A 16,120-nucleotide genomic window follows, 5' to 3' on the forward strand; every position below is an offset into this window, starting at 1 on the left:
AAATAGTCAAAATGATTGACTATTTTTCTTTTTTTGGTAAAATAGTAAAAAATATTGACTAACATGATTACAGGAGGAAGTCGTTGTGAAAATTGTTGTTGTTTTGAACACTAGTAGACCAGAGGCTTTTAGTAAGGTAGTTGTGCTCACTGAGGAGGGGGAAGGATGATGGAAGTTGAGAAAAGGAGTAAGGATTATGCTCGTATGTTTGACCAGCAAGTCGGTCTTTATGAAGACTATGCTCGTGGACATGGACTCAATGCAAAATGTTTATCCATTCTCATGTGGATTTATTATAATCCCGGAGGTGTGACGCAAAACTGGGTCAGTAAGAAGACCTATTCAAGCAAACAAGTTGTCAATGCTACTGTAAAGAAATTTTTGGATGGAGGCCTGGTAGTTTTAGAGGAGAATCCAGCAGATAAGCGACATAAGAAAATTAAATTGACAGAGGAGGGGCAACAATTTGCTAGTCGCATTTTGGATCCCTTAGAGGAGGCGGAAAATAAGGCGCTGTCTCAACTCAGTCAGGAGGAACAGGAGCTTATGCTAGGATTAATTCAGCGCTACAGTCAGAGTCTCATGGCTATTTTAAAAGGAGAAAATGATGATTGATTATCAAAATGTATCCCTGACCTGTAAGGTTAGCGGACCAATCTTGAAAAATTTGACCTTTGATATTCAAGAAGGGGAATTCTTTGTCTTAATTGGACCGAGTGGTAGTGGAAAGACAACTACGTTGAAATTGATTAACCGTCTAATTGAGCAGACCGAGGGAGAGGTTTTTTTTCAAGGTAAGCGGCTTAAGGATTTCGACCTGCGTGAATTACGTTTGGAGACAGGTTATGTTCTTCAGCAGATAGCCCTTTTTCCAAATATGACAGTGGCTGAAAATATCGCTCTTATTCCTGAAATGAAAGGTTTGGGTAAGGAAGAAACCTTGACGAGGACGAGAGAGCTCTTGACCAAGGTTGGCTTGGAACCAGACAGCTATCTGGATCGTTTGCCCAAGGACTTGTCAGGGGGAGAAAAACAGCGGATCGGGATTTTGCGGGCCATCATTGCAAATCCAAAGGTCTTGCTCATGGACGAACCTTTCTCAGCTCTGGATCCAATCAGTAAGGCTCAGTTGCAGGACTTGATTAAGGAATTACATGAGGAATTCAAGATGACAACGGTTTTCGTTACTCATGATATGGATGAGGCGGTTAAATTAGCGGATCGCATCTGTCTCATGCAAGATGGACAAGTTGTGCAATTAGGAAGTCCTGATGAATTGAGGAATCATCCTGCCAATGATTTTGTCAAGGAATTTATCAGAGCTCGAGGAGGTATGTAATGAACCTATTTGAAACCTTTATAGAACGCAAGGATGAGTGGGGAATCGCTCTTTTTGAACACCTTCGCATCTCCCTTCTAGCTTTGATTATTGCGATTGCAATTGCAGTACCTTTGGGACTGATTCTATCTAGTAAAAAACGCTTGACTGAGTGGAGTCTGCAAATAACAGGTATCTTCCAAACTATTCCATCCCTTGCTTTGCTTGGTCTTTTCATTCCTTTTATGGGAATCGGAACCTTGCCAGCAGTAGTAGCACTCGTTATTTATGCTATCTTTCCTATCTTGCAGGGGACATTGACAGGCCTTGGAGAAATCGACCCTTCTCTGGAAGAAGCAGCAACCGCTTTTGGTATGAATAAATGGGAGAAGTTGAAAAAATTTAAGTTAGCACTTGCCATGCCTATTTTGATGTCAGGGATTCGGACAGCTTCCATTATGATTATCGGAACGGCGACTCTGGCAGCCTTGGTGGGGGCTGGGGGCCTTGGCTCCTTTATTCTACTTGGAATTGACCGCAATGATTCAGCCTTGATTTTGATTGGTGCGGTATCGTCGGCTGTCCTTGCAGTACTTTTCGGTTACGGCATTCGTCTGTTGCAGGACAAGAAACCCAAGACAATTTTGTTGGCTCTATTGGTGACTTTATTTACTGTTGGAGCTAGTTATGTTCCCATGCTTAACTTTTCCACAAAGCAGTTGGTCATTGCAGGGAAGCTCGGTGCAGAACCTGAAATTCTCATCAATATGTATAAGTTGCTGATTGAGGACCAGACAGACATCAAGGTGGAGATAAAACCTAATTTCGGAAAGACTAGCTTCCTGTATGAAGCACTCAAATCAGGTTCTATTGATATTTATCCTGAGTACACAGGGACCATTACAAGTACTCTTTTGAAAAATTCATCAACGGATTTATCAACGAATCCTGAGGAGGTTTATGCTTACGCTAAAGAAGCGATTCTGGAGCAGGATGGCTTGGTTTACCTGGCACCAATGGCTTTCCAGAATACCTATGCTTTGGCTGTAACGGAAGATTATGCTCAGAAAAATGGGATTGAAAAGATTTCGGATTTGGCAAAAGTGCAACAGACAGCTGTCGCAGGCTTCTCTTTAGAGTTTAATGACCGCGAAGATGGTAATATCGGTCTAAAAAATCTATACAATCTCCAACTTAATGTCAAGACCATGGAGCCAGCCCTTCGTTATGAAGCTATTAAAAACGGAGATGTGCAGATTGTTGAAGCCTTCTCGACAGACAGCAAGGTAGTCACTTACAAATTGAAAATCCTAGAAGACGACAAACAGCTCTTCCCACCTTACCAGGCCGCTCCGCTATTGTCTAAAGAAACCCTAGAGAAATATCCTGAGTTGGAGCAAGTCCTAGGGGTCTTGGCAGGCAAAATTTCGACCGAGGAAATGACCCAGATGAACTATGCGGTCGATGTGGAAGGCAAGTCGGCAGAGCAAGTGGCGAGGGAATATTTGGAACGAGAAGGATTGTTAAAATAGGAGAACATCATGTCACATCAACTAGATAACGCTAAAAATCTTTACCTTCGTGGCATTCGGGACGGGGAAATCAAGGAAGTTCATGAAAACTATATGGGAGCTAGTTATACCCAGCACAGTACGGGTGTGCCTGATGAGAAAGAGGGCTTTGTGGCTTTCTTTGAGGACTTTTTCAAACGCAATCCCAAGCGGGAAATCACCATTGTGCGTGCCATTGAGGACGGGAATTTTGTCTTTGTCCATGTTCACCAGAAACTCAATGACGGTGAAGCTGAGTGGGTGACGGCGGACATCTTCCGTTCGGATGAAAATGGTCGTATCGTCGAGCATTGGGATGTTATCGATGCCTATCCAAAAACCATTGGTGAAACAGATCCGATTTACGCAGACTTTGAGCTGACTGACCTAGACAAGACCGAGGACAACAAGAAAATCGTCCGTCGTTTCTTGGTCGATGTCCTACAAAATGGGGAAATCGACAAGTTCGAGGACTACGTGTCAGCTGATCTGATTCAGCATAACCAAGAAATTGCCCAAGGCGGTGCAGCCTACAAGGACTATCTTGTAGAGAATCAAGTCAATTACGACTTTGTCTTTAAGGTGATGGGACAGGGGGACTATGTCGTGGCTTATTCAAAAGTCTGGATTGCAAGTCAGGACTACGCTCACTTTGACATCTACCGCCTCAAAGACGGAAAGATTGTTGAGCACTGGGACAACAAGGAAGTCATGCCAGACAAAAAAGACTTGACCAATTTAGGGAAGTTTTAATCCATTAAATGATGAAAGTAGGCATATGCTTTTGTTAATGCCATTAAGTTAACTGGTAGTTGGAAATACTTTGTTTGTAACAGTCATAGAGGTCAGATTTGGAGTGTAAAACACAAACCGTGGAAATGTGCTCTGCAAATCCTATTTAATCTTTGAGGCTGCGCGAAAAGACTTAAAATATAGAAAATAGCTTAGAATTACGTCGTCAAAAACGTTGATTTTAAGCTATTTTTGTTTGTTCAAATTTTAATTGAAGCGGGAAACGAGCGTAGCTTCCGTCAAACAGTCTGTGGGGGAGCGTTGAAAGTTTGAAATAAAGCAAACATAGTGTATCTATAAAATGAAATCCTTTTTACACGTAATGCTATGTGCAAATCAAAGGGGAATTTGAAAAATTCTAGAAAAAATTTAAACATATACATTTAGAAATATATTAAATTTTATATTTGTTAAGTTCAGAATGCTTATTCTATAAGGCTTCTAAAGAATGGCTTTTGGGTGAAATAATAGTATTAGTCTTCAAACGAATAAAAATACAGATAAAACAGGAAAAATATTCACTTTAAAAGCAAGTTTATTTCTTTAAAAAACGCATAAAACCTTGACAAATTTGAAGATAGGGTGTTAAAATAAACAAGCTAGTAGTGAATGGCATTTAATAATTATAGTTTTAAGTTATCTTTTTATAAATTTATAAAACTGTCCTAAAGTGAGGCAAACTGTAGAAATAGTTTGAAGTATCAATGTCAGTTGCTCTGGTTATGTTTTTTAATAAAGAAGGAGATCGTTAACATGGAACGAAAACGACCGAAAAAATTTGATTGGTACAATGCCAAGCAACGTTTTTCAATTCGTAAGTATCATTGTGGAGCCGCAAGTGTATTACTTGGGGTATCGCTTGCTTTGTCGGGAGGTATGGAAGTTTCAGCATTGACGATGGATACAGCGCCATCAAATTCTGTTGCTGAGACAATAAGTTTATCTACTGATAAAACGGAGGTATCCACTGATGCAACAACATCAACAGATACGACTGCAACAGATGCTGTGTCCTCTAAGGATGTGGTAGAGCGTGCAACAAAAATTGACTATACAGTTGAATATCAAGATGAAACTGGTACTGCTGTAGCTACAGTAGCCAAATCAGTTTCCTTGACTACAAAAGACTCTATTGCGATTGCAGTTGTGACTGAGACAGCCGAGCTACCGGAAGGGTATCAACTAGCAGCCAATGAAGTGGCAACGATTAATTCTGGAGTAGTAGAAGGAGGAAGTACAAAAATTGTTTTCAAAGTTGTGAAGCAAGCAGCGGAGACAGCAAGCGTAACAACCTCAACTTTACCAATTGATACTGCAATCTCAACGTCATCAGCTGTACCAGCTGAATTTAAAGCAAGGGCAGCTACAGAGCCAGCAACTATTGAAGACGTAAAACATCTTTTAGCCCAAGTGTCATCTGAAGCGGCAGTTCTTGCCTCACAGGGTGAGAGATTGGTTGCAACAACTGAATCCAATAATTCATTGCTAAAAACTGTAGTGACAAATGCTCGTTTGGTAGCTAATCAGTCAGAAGTATTACTGGCAAATTCAGCCGCAACGGTTGAACAGTTGTATAAACAGATTGATTCGGTTCGTACAAACGTAGAAGCGCTAGCTGTGGAATTGCGCAAATTTAGTCCAGATGGTGTCATCACGGCTCAATTAGGTGCAACAGCCCTTGCGGACCCTGTGGAAGTTTTAAATCGTCCATCCGATTGGAAATATGGTATCAAGTCAGTTACATCTCAATATATTGGTAAAGACTCAGAAGGCTTAGATATGGTCAAATGGGTGATTACCCATGATTCCAAATCTAAGTGGCATTGGCAGTATATGGTAATTGCTACTAGTGATAAGTTTAATAATACTGCTGGTGGGGGTGATATTAAAATCACTTCTGGTTCACCAGACTTGACGGTATATAACTATCAAGACAAACTCGGTTATATCAACTTTGAGGGGGAATTGAGTAACTATTTTGGGTCCAGAGGCAATGATGCTTTTGCACCGAATGAAAAACCCTCCAAGGGATCGGGTGCTAACCGCGTAATTCTCTATGATGAATCATGGAGAGATGTAGGGGCGGCTGATTATGTTATTGAAGTTATTACCCACGGACCAAATCACACCCTATATGTACGCTCTGCCGCTTCTCGTACCTACCTAGATACGGAGAATGATTTACGTTCTTCAGCCTCACCCACTAACCCTGACTGGGATGATACTCTAACCCGTTTAACTCAAGAGCAACGTTATGGAGATAGAAAAATCATCACTGATGACGGTTTCTTGAAGGGTGCTGGTCCGATAGAAGAAAATACACCATCAACAGCTACCAATAAGCACGACATCTTTATCTTCAATAAGACACCAATTAAGACAGTTGATAGCTCTAATAAGCCAGATGGTTTGGATAAGGTAAAAATCGCTGACTTAGTAGATCCAGAAGGTATTAAGTCTGTCGAAGTTAACCAACCAAGTTCATTAGGTTATTCAGTAGACAAAGACGGAAACGCATACGGTACTGCTTCTGTAGACAAACTTGGTTATTATTCTCGCGGACTGAAAGTGACAGATAATAAGGACAATGTAACCGATGTCCTTTCCAACAATAAATACATGACCTATGTTTTGGATACTGCCGTTAAAGGTACTGTAATCAAAGAAGACTGGGAAGGTGTCACTGAAAGCGATATTCTAAGCCAAGTAGAAGTCAATACAGGTGGTGTAGCTAACGTAGCAGAAGGCAAGGGGTACCGTAAAGTTCTCTTGAAGAATGAGAATGAAGATTTGTCTAAACTTAAAGCCGGTACTTATGTATTTACAGTCAGAGTTGTTACAGATTCTAACGTCTACAAAGAGGAGGAAGTCACTGTCATTGTGAAAGCCACTGTAAGTACAGTTGAAATTACTGACTTTAAAGAAGGTGACAGAAGTGTTGAGCTTGTTCCAAAATCTGACGTTGACCAAATCTTTGTCGGAGTTCAAGGGAAATCTGTTAAATTAGTGAAAAAGCCAGATGGAACTTATGTGGCGGAGGAAAATGCGGCGAATGTCACTGTATCAACTAATCCAAAAACAGGAAATATCACTCTAACCTTACCAGATGGAAAAACTTTTGCGGCAAGAGATCGTGTTGTTACTCGTGCTGAAAAGCAAGATCCTACCGAGCTAGATGGCTATGTTAGATCTCCAGAAGTAGAGAAATTTGCGACTGCCTTGAGCAATGTTGTAAAAGCAAAGCCAAACTATCCAGTCACAAATGTCGTTCCAGGTACTCCAGCTATCTCAACACCTACATTTACAGATGCAAGCGGTCGACCAGTAGCAGCTCCAAAGAATGCAACTTATGAAATTCCATCAGATTTCAAAGTTCCAGAAGGATATACTGCAAAGATCAACCCAACGACAGGCGTTGTAACAGTTACAGTTGCTAATGGCACGACAGTTGAAAGCATTGAAGTACCAGTTAAGGTGACTTATGAAGATAAGACTGTGGAGAATGCGAAAGCTAAGTTCCAATTAGACACAGATGGTGACGGTATGCCAGATGTGACCGATAAGGATGATGATAATGATGGTATTCCGGATACAGAGGATAAAAATCCTAAGAAAGCAACGAATACAGTTATTACAGCAGATGATGCTACAGTAACCGAAGGTCAACCAGTTAAACCAATCCCAGTGACTGTAACATCTGATAATCCAAAGGCAACAGTTAAAGTAACAGGCTTGCCAGATGGTCTCACATTTGATCCAAATAAAGGAGAAGTCACAGGAACTCCTAAGAAGATTACAAATTGGGGCAAAGATGAAGAGAAACGTGATTTCACTGTAACAGTTGAAGCTAAGGATGATAAAGGTAATCCGATTGTCGACAAAGACAATAAACCAGTAATCAAAACCATTACAATTACTGTTCAACGCGATACAGATGGTGACGGTATGCCAGATGTGACCGATAAGGATGATGATAACGACGGTATTTCAGATGAAGTCGAAAAAGAAAAAGGTACTGATCCAAAAGTACCGAACGCTGGTGTGACCGTAACGCCTAAAGATGTTCTTGAAGGCAAACCAGTTCCGGATGGCACTCAAGTTGTCAAACCAGAATCACCTAAGACAGCAATCACACCATCTGAGCCAGTCAACGGTGTATCAGTAGATGGCAATGGTAACCTTGTAGGCACACCAAAAGTAGACGATTGGGGCAGAGACGAAGAAGAACGTAAGATCACTATCCCAGTTACTGTTACAACAGATGGCGAATCTAAAGTAATCGACGTACCAGTTACGATCCAACGCGACACAGATGGCGACGGTATGCCAGATGTGACTGATACTGACGATGACAACGATGGCATCTCAGATGAAGTCGAAAAAGAAAAAGGTACCGATCCAAAAGTTCCGAATGTGGGCATATCAGTAACGCCTAAAGATGTTCTTGAAGGTCAACCAGTTCCAGATGGCACCCAAGTTGTCAAACCAGAATCACCTAAGACGGCAATCACTCCATCTGCTCCAGTCAACGGCGTATCAGTAGATGGTAATGGTAATCTTGTAGGTACACCAAAAGTGGACGATTGGGGCAAAGATGAAGAAGAACGTGAAATTACTATCCCAGTCACTGTTACAACAGATGGCGAATCTAAAGTAATTGACGTTCCAGTTACAATCCAACGTGATACAGATGGCGATGGTATGCCAGACGTAATCGATAAAGATGATGATAATGATGGTATTCTAGATACAGAAGATCCAGCTCCAAAAGATCCAACAAAACCTAATACAGGTGTAACCGTAACGCCTAAAGATGTTCTTGAAGGCAAACCAGTTCCGGATAGCACTCAAGTTGTCAAACCAGAATCACCTAAGACAGTAATCACTCCATCTGCTCCAGTCAATGGTGTATCAGTAGATGGCAATGGTAACCTTGTAGGTACACCAAAAGTAGACGATTGGGGCAAAGACGAAGAAGAACGTGAAATCATTATCCCAGTCACTGTTACAACAGATGGCGAATCTAAAGTAGTTAATGTACCAGTCACCATTCAACGCGATACAGATGGTGATGGTATGCCAGATGTGACTGATACTGACGATGACAACGATGGTATCTCAGATGAAGTCGAAAAAGAAAAAGGTACTGATCCAAAAGTTCCGAATGTGGGCATATCAGTAACGCCTAAAGATGTTCTTGAAGGTCAACCAGTTCCGGATGGCACTCAAGTTGTTAAACCAGAATCACCTAAGACAGTAATCACTCCATCTACTCCAGTCAATGGTGTATCAGTAGATGGCAATGGTAACCTTGTAGGTACACCAAAAGTAGACGATTGGGGCAAAGATGAAGAAGAACGTAAGATTACTATCCCAGTCACTGTTACAACGGATGGCGAGTCTAAAGTAATCGACGTTCCAGTTACAATCCAACGCGACACAGATGGTGACGGTATGCCAGATGTGACTGATACTGACGATGACAACGATGGTATCTCAGATGAAGTCGAAAAAGAAAAAGGTACTGATCCAAAAGTACCGAACGTTGGTGTGACAGTAACGCCTAAAGATGTTCTTGAAGGTCAACCAGTTCCAGATGGCACCCAAGTTGTCAAACCAGAATCACCTAAGACAGTAATCACTCCATCTGAGCCAGTCAACGGTGTATCAGTAGATGGCAATGGTAATCTTGTAGGTACACCAAAAGTAGACGATTGGGGCAAAGACGAAGAAGAACGTGAAATCACTATCCCAGTCACTGTTACAACAGATGGCGAATCTAAAGTAGTTAATGTACCAGTCACCATTCAACGCGATACAGATGGTGATGGTATGCCAGATGTGACTGATACTGACGATGACAACGATGGTATCTCAGATGAAGTCGAAAAAGAAAAAGGTACTGATCCAAAAGTACCGAACGCTGGCGTGACAGTAACACCTAAAGATGTTCTTGAAGGTCAACCAGTTCCAGATGGCACCCAAGTTGTCAAACCAGAATCACCTAAGACAGTAATCACTCCATCTGCTCCAGTCAACGGCGTATCAGTAGATGGCAATGGTAACCTCGTAGGCACACCAAAAGTAGACGATTGGGGTAAAGACGAAGAAGAACGTAAGATTACTATCCCAGTTACTGTTACAACAGATGGCGAATCTAAAGTAATTGACGTTCCAGTTACAATCCAACGCGACACAGATGGCGACGGTATGCCAGATGTGACTGATACTGATGAAGACAACGACGGTATTACTGATGAAGTAGAGAAGGAAAACGGCACCGATCCTAAGTCTCCTAATACAGGTGTAACAGTATCACCTAAAGATGTTCTTGAAGGTCAACCGGTTCCAGATGGCACTCAAGTTGTCAAACCAGAATCACCTAAGACAGTAATCACTCCATCTACTCCAGTCAACGGCGTATCAGTAGATGGTAATGGTAATCTTGTAGGTACACCAAAAGTGGACGATTGGGGCAAAGACGAAGAAGAACGTAAGATCACTATCCCAGTTACTGTTACAACAGATGGCGAGTCTAAAGTAATCGACGTTCCAGTTACAATCCAACGCGACACAGATGGCGATGGTATGCCAGATGTGACTGATAAGGATGATGATAACGACGGTATTACTGATGAAGTAGAGAAGGAAAACGGCACCGATCCTAAGTCTCCTAATACAGGTGTAACCGTAACGCCTAAAGATGTTCTTGAAGGTCAACCAGTTCCGGAAGGCACCCAAGTTGTCAAACCGGAATCACCTAAGACAGTAATCACTCCATCTGCTCCGGTCAATGGCGTATCAGTAGATGGCAATGGTAACCTTGTAGGCACACCAAAAGTAGACGATTGGGGTAAAGACGAAGAAGAACGTAAGATCACTATCCCAGTTACTGTTACAACAGATGGCGAGTCTAAAGTAATTGACGTTCCAGTTACCATCCAACGCGACACAGATGGCGACGGTATGCCAGATGTGACTGACACTGACGATGACAACGATGGCATCTCAGATGAAGTCGAAAAAGAAAAAGGTACTGATCCAAAAGTTCCGAACGCTGGTGTGACAGTAACACCTAAATCGACCGAAACTAAGTCAACGAAATCTACGACAGCTCAACTACCAAATACAGGTGAAACAAGCACTGTTGCAGTTTCAGCTCTTGGTGTAGGCATGTTGATTGCAACACTTGCCTTTGCAGGTAAGCGTCGTAAAAAAGGTGAAGAATAATTAGGTTTAAGAACCCATAATCTCCACTTTTAAATATACAAAACAACCTCCGAGATTTATTCTTGGAGGTGGTTTGTTGTACGAATAATCACCCAAATAACGAGGTATCTATCCAATCACTCCCTTCTTCAGTATACTGTTAGAAAAAACAAAACTGGAGGGTATTTTGATGTCACCCCCTCTTCTGCGGAGATTGAAAGAGTTGGCTTGAATGAACAAGAATTTTTGCTATTATATAAAGGTTTTTGATAATAAAAAATAACTTAGTTAAATGGTGAAAAAGATGTTGGATAGGTAGCTTGTTGAGGAGAAATAACCTCATTTTTACTGTAAAATAAGACTCAATTCCTTGGGGGTGAGATGCTATTCTTAGAAAATTGTAAATATCATAAAAACACTCTGAAGAAATTATAGACCTATATAATAAATACATGTATTTTTTGTTGGAATGGCACGCTTGATTTGTGATAATGTTAGCTTTTCATAAAGTGCTGTGATATAATCAGTTGTGTATTGATAACTTATCTTGTGCAGTTGCGACTTAGCATAAGAGGAATTAATGAGGAAAAAAAGTGAAAAAAAATAAAATTAAATTATATTCAGCGCTCATATTAACAAGTCTTGTGACAGTAGACATTAGTAGTGGTTGGAACATTAGTGCTGAAATTATAAAACAAGTACTTACCTTGGAAAATGCAATAAAGATTTCAGAAGGGAAAATCACATTAGAAAATCGTCAAGTAGACTCTCTTTTACTTGGTAGTGATATTCTGCCAGATAATGATAATGATGGTGATGGTTTAGCAAATAAAGAAGAAATCTATACCTATGAGAAAGACAAAACTACTTATTTCGGTTATTATAGTCATCCATTTCTTAAAGACAGTGATGGTGATGGTTTTTCAGATGGCACGGAGCGGACGGTTACTGATTCCCATCCTCAATTGACAGATCCCTTGAAATGGGATGTTACGTCTAGAGAGATGGCCATGTTTATGGAATTGGCTTATAGAGACGATGATTATATAAGAAAGGTACTAGATCCACTACAGCCACTTGATACTCTTTATGATGGTAGACAAGAGTATGCTATGATGCATAAGGAACTCTCTCCATACTGGCGAATGGTAAGAACTTTCCATGAAAATAATGGATTTGATGCAGTTTTGTTCGAGACGACTTCTAATTATCCATTTATCAATGCTGGTGAAGTGCAAGTCCTTGCAATTAGGGGTACAAAAGGAACTTCCGATGTGGATGATGATCTTAGTATTTTCTTTGCAACAAATCCCAAACAGGCAAATAGTATTGAAAGATTGATGGATCAGCTTCAGCAGTCCACGCAAATCAATAATTTGTATTTGACAGGACATTCTCTAGGTGGTTATCTTGCGCAACGTGGTTTTATTTATGCTAATCAAAAGAACTATGATTGGGCAAAAAAATCCTACACATTTAATGCCCCAAAAATAAAAGGCCTTGTTAGCAATCTCAATGGTATTGCTGCAATAGGAGACCAGCTGACAAATGAAGGAAAATCGATTCATTATGCAACAGATAATGATACTTTAATTACTAATGGTGTTGGGCATTTTTCTGGCACAAAATTTGTTGGTAAATCCGTGGCGGGGCACGGTTCTAGATCTTTCTTAGAACCGTTAATGAATGGGCAATATGACTTTACAACGGGGGACAAGAAAAGCATTAATGAGACAGGTTACATTGATCCCAAATTAGCTAATTTATATTATTTTACATTGCCAGAAGCAAATGTCTATGAACCAATTTTTTCTAATGAAGAAATTTTTGAGGGAGAAGAAGTAGATTTTAATGATAATCTTACCAATTCTAAGGACCTCCCTAATACTATAACTATACAAGATATTACTCCAAAAGGCACTGTTAATACGAATAAAGAGGGAGATTATCTTGCAACTGTACAAGTTTTGTATTCTGACAATAGCTATGATGTACTGCAAATTCCTGTAAAAGTGCATAAGAAAGACTATCCAACCTCTCTAAGTGTAGCCCTTCCTGAAGCTGTCATTACGGAGAAAGAAATCCCTTTTGATACCCTTTATCAAGACGATCCCACACTTCCAGTTGGTCAAGAGTTTGAGCAAGTTGCCGGTGTAACAGGAAAAACCAATGTGATTAGTATTGGAGACCAGACGACAGAGGTCGTTACCACTGCCAAAGTAGATCGCATTGTTAGAGTTGGTACGAAGTTAGCAGCTGCTCAGAGTGCAGGCCTTGCCGAAGCTGTTATCACGGAGAAAGAAATCCCTTTTGATACCCTTTATCAAGAGGATCCCACACTTCCAGTTGGTCAAGAGTCTGAGCAAGTTGCCGGTGTAACAGGAAAAATCAATGTGATTAGTATTGGAGACCAGACGACAGAGGTCGTTACCACAGCCAAAGTAGATCGCATTGTTAGAGTTGGTACGAAGTTAGCAGCTGTTCAGAGTGCAGACCTTGCCGAAGCTGTTATCACGGAGAAAGAAATCCCTTTTGATGCCCTTTATCAAGAGGATCCCACACTTCCAGTTGGTCAAGAGTTCGAGCAAGTTGCCGGTGTAACAGGAAAAATCAATGTGATTAGTATTGGAGACCAGACGACAGAGGTCGTTACCACAGCCAAAGTAGATCGCATTGTTAGAGTTGGTACGAAGTTAGCAGCTGTTCAGAGTGCAGACCTTGCCGAAGCTGTTATCACGGAGAAAGAAATCCCTTTTGATACCCTTTATCAAGAGGATCCCACACTTCCAGTTGGTCAAGAGTTCGAGCAAGTTGCCGGTGTAACAGGAAAAATCAATGTGATTAGTATTGGAGACCAGACGACAGAGGTCATTACCACTGCCAAAGTAGATCGTATTGTTAGAGTTGGTACGAAGTTAGCAGCTGCTCAGAGTGCAGACCTTGCCGAAGCTGTTATCACGGAGAAAGAAATCCCTTTTGATACTCTTTATCAAGACGACCCTACTCTTCCAGTTGGTCAAGAGTCTGAGCAAGTTGCCGGTGTAACAGGAAAAACTAATGTGATTAGTATTGGAGCCCAGACGATAGATGATGTTCGAGAGGTTGCTGCTGGTTCATTAGACTTGGTTTCTACATCTGACTTAGGGGAATCTCGGGAGTACACTGCTAAAAATAAGGTAATTAATGGTACAAATACAGATGATGTTCTAAAACCTAAGAGACTTCCTCAAACCGGAGAAAATAAAGGGAGCTTACAGACTTTTTTCGCAGTAGTTGGTATCGCAATGATTAGTGTTTTGGTTTATGTTAAGAATCAAAAAAATCTGATTTTCTCGAAATTAAAACAAAAGATGTAGAACACTGTAAATCCTTTTTGTATCAGCAAGTCGTGCTAATACTAAAGATCTAATGATTCAGTCAACTGAAATGGATTAAAGATTATTTGTTAGGTAGGAAAAGTTCCAGAATTAAATCGTAATTTTGGGACTTTTTTTCAATATACTCCATTATTGGGCGGTACAGATTATCCGTTGTCAACTTGCATTGGTGAACCCTGGTTCTATCTTTAATTTTGTTTTTAAGGCTACTTTTGATGTTTATTGAGTAGAATATGAGAGTGTGGCAATCATATATTCCTTTTTGGTACGTCGGGGATGAAGTGAAAGTTCTTTGTGGCATCTGCTATTGGTATTGGTGAACCCAAAATAGACTTTTAAGCCTGACTACTGTGAGGCGGCGGATTAAAACGACTCCCTAACTGTTTCAATCAGGCAAGGCGTGTTCAAACAATCCACTGGAGTTTTTCACTCGTCGAAGTAGTAAAATAGAAACTAAATGATGATACAATCAGTATTCTCTCAAAAAATTAACTTGATTAGCGACAAACTATTTCTTACAGAAAAGTACTTTACTTGGGAATGTTTGTATATTTATACGTAATTTTAAGTAATATGGTACAATAAGGGCAGAATAAATAAAAGTAGGAAGTCTTATGAAATTACCACGTTTTGGCGTTGAGGAATGGCTGAATGTCCATGAAAATAGCGCGATTTATGATATAGCAGGGGTGTCCATTTCTTCATTGACTTTGGAGGAACTGTTTGCCTTGTCGGGCACCAATCCTGAGGATTTTTATGAGAAATTGCAGGGGACCAAGCTCAACTATGGCTGGATAGAAGGTTCGCCAGCATTTAAAAAATCGGTCAGTCAACTCTATACAGGCGTCAAGCCAGAACAAATTCTCCAGACCAACGGGGCAACAGGGGCCAACTTGTTAGTTCTTTATAGTTTGATTGAACCAGGAGACCATGTCATTTCCCTTTATCCGACCTACCAACAACTCTACGATATTCCAAAGTCCTTGGGAGCAGAAGTGGATTTGTGGCAGATTGAGGAGGAAAATGGCTGGTTGCCAGACTTGGAAAAACTACGTCAGCTCATTCGTCCTAATACTAAGATGATTTGCATCAACAATGCCAATAATCCAATTGGTGCTGTCATGGATAGGACTTATTTGGAAGAATTGGCGGAAATTGCTGGTGAAGTTGGGGCTTACATACTCTCGGATGAAGTCTATCGTTCCTTTTCTGAGCTGGATGTGCCATCTATTATAGAAGTCTATGATAAAGGAATTGCTGTAAATAGCTTATCCAAGACCTACTCCCTGCCAGGTATTCGCATTGGTTGGGTGGCTGCCAATCTTGAAGTGACAGATATATTGAGAGATTATCGGGATTACACTATGATTTGTGCAGGTGTCTTTGACGATTTGGTGGCTCAATTAGCTTTGGCCCATTATCAAGAAATTCTAGAACGAAATCGGCGTATTTTAGAAGAAAATCTAGCAATTTTGGACCAATGGATTGAGAATGAACCCCTCGTTTCCTATATTCGCCCAGCGGTTGTTTCTACCAGCTTTGTCAAGATTGCAGTGGATATGCCTATGGAAGATTTTTGCTTGCAACTTCTGCAGGAATACGGTGTTCTCCTAGTTCCTGGTAATCGATTTGAACGTGACGGCTATGTCCGTCTAGGTTTTGCCTGTGAACAAGAAACTCTAATCAAAGGATTAGAAAAACTATCCCAATTTTTAAGAAGATTTGATAAAGAAAACTAGCTCAGGTGTGATATACTCCCCTTATAGTGGACAGTGAAAAAACAAAAATTTTCACTAGAAACTATAAAGGGAGTTTTATTATGTCCAAAAGAAGTCCAAAGTCTGTCTCTGAGAAACTAGAAATTGTTCTACTCC

The 16,120-nt window shown here is 40.7% G+C and carries 7 protein-coding genes; all 7 read left to right on the forward strand.

Features of this window, described 5'->3' with window-relative positions; all coding sequences use genetic code 11:
* Positions 1 to 165 precede the first annotated feature (165 nt).
* The 7 genes from ODU39_RS05410 (at position 166) to ODU39_RS05440 (ending at position 15,985) form a co-directional block, all read left to right on the forward strand.
* Positions 166 to 615 (forward strand): MarR family winged helix-turn-helix transcriptional regulator, encoded by a 450-nt coding sequence (locus ODU39_RS05410; protein ID WP_105257029.1) that lies wholly within the window; start codon positions 166 to 168, stop codon positions 613 to 615.
* Positions 608 to 1,339, forward strand: a complete 732-nt coding sequence (locus tag ODU39_RS05415; RefSeq protein ID WP_024386439.1) for an ABC transporter ATP-binding protein — start codon at positions 608 to 610, stop codon at positions 1,337 to 1,339. The genes ODU39_RS05410 and ODU39_RS05415 overlap by 8 nt, the downstream gene beginning before the upstream one ends.
* Positions 1,339 to 2,850, forward strand: coding sequence for an ABC transporter permease/substrate-binding protein (locus tag ODU39_RS05420; RefSeq protein ID WP_398580041.1), 1,512 nt, complete (start codon positions 1,339 to 1,341; stop codon positions 2,848 to 2,850). Before ODU39_RS05415 ends, ODU39_RS05420 begins: the two co-directional genes overlap by 1 nt.
* A 9-nt stretch (positions 2,851 to 2,859) precedes the next feature.
* Positions 2,860 to 3,621, forward strand: a complete 762-nt coding sequence (locus tag ODU39_RS05425) for a nuclear transport factor 2 family protein (protein WP_398580040.1) — start codon at positions 2,860 to 2,862, stop codon at positions 3,619 to 3,621.
* 792 nt (positions 3,622 to 4,413) lie between these two features.
* Positions 4,414 to 10,890: a YPDG domain-containing protein gene (locus ODU39_RS05430; protein ID WP_398580039.1), complete on the forward strand. Its 6,477-nt coding sequence runs from the start codon at positions 4,414 to 4,416 to the stop codon at positions 10,888 to 10,890.
* Between the two features lie 572 nt (positions 10,891 to 11,462).
* The gene (locus ODU39_RS05435; protein ID WP_398580038.1) at positions 11,463 to 14,225 is read left to right on the forward strand and encodes a G5 domain-containing protein; all 2,763 of its coding nucleotides are present in this window, start codon (positions 11,463 to 11,465) and stop codon (positions 14,223 to 14,225) included.
* Positions 14,226 to 14,860: 635 nt separating this feature from the next.
* Positions 14,861 to 15,985, forward strand: coding sequence for an aminotransferase (locus tag ODU39_RS05440; protein WP_398580037.1), 1,125 nt, complete (start codon positions 14,861 to 14,863; stop codon positions 15,983 to 15,985).
* Positions 15,986 to 16,120 lie beyond the last annotated feature (135 nt).

Source organism: Streptococcus sp. 2021WUSS126, from assembly GCF_044427255.1.
Classification (GTDB): Bacteria; Bacillota; Bacilli; order Lactobacillales; family Streptococcaceae; genus Streptococcus; species Streptococcus hashimotonensis.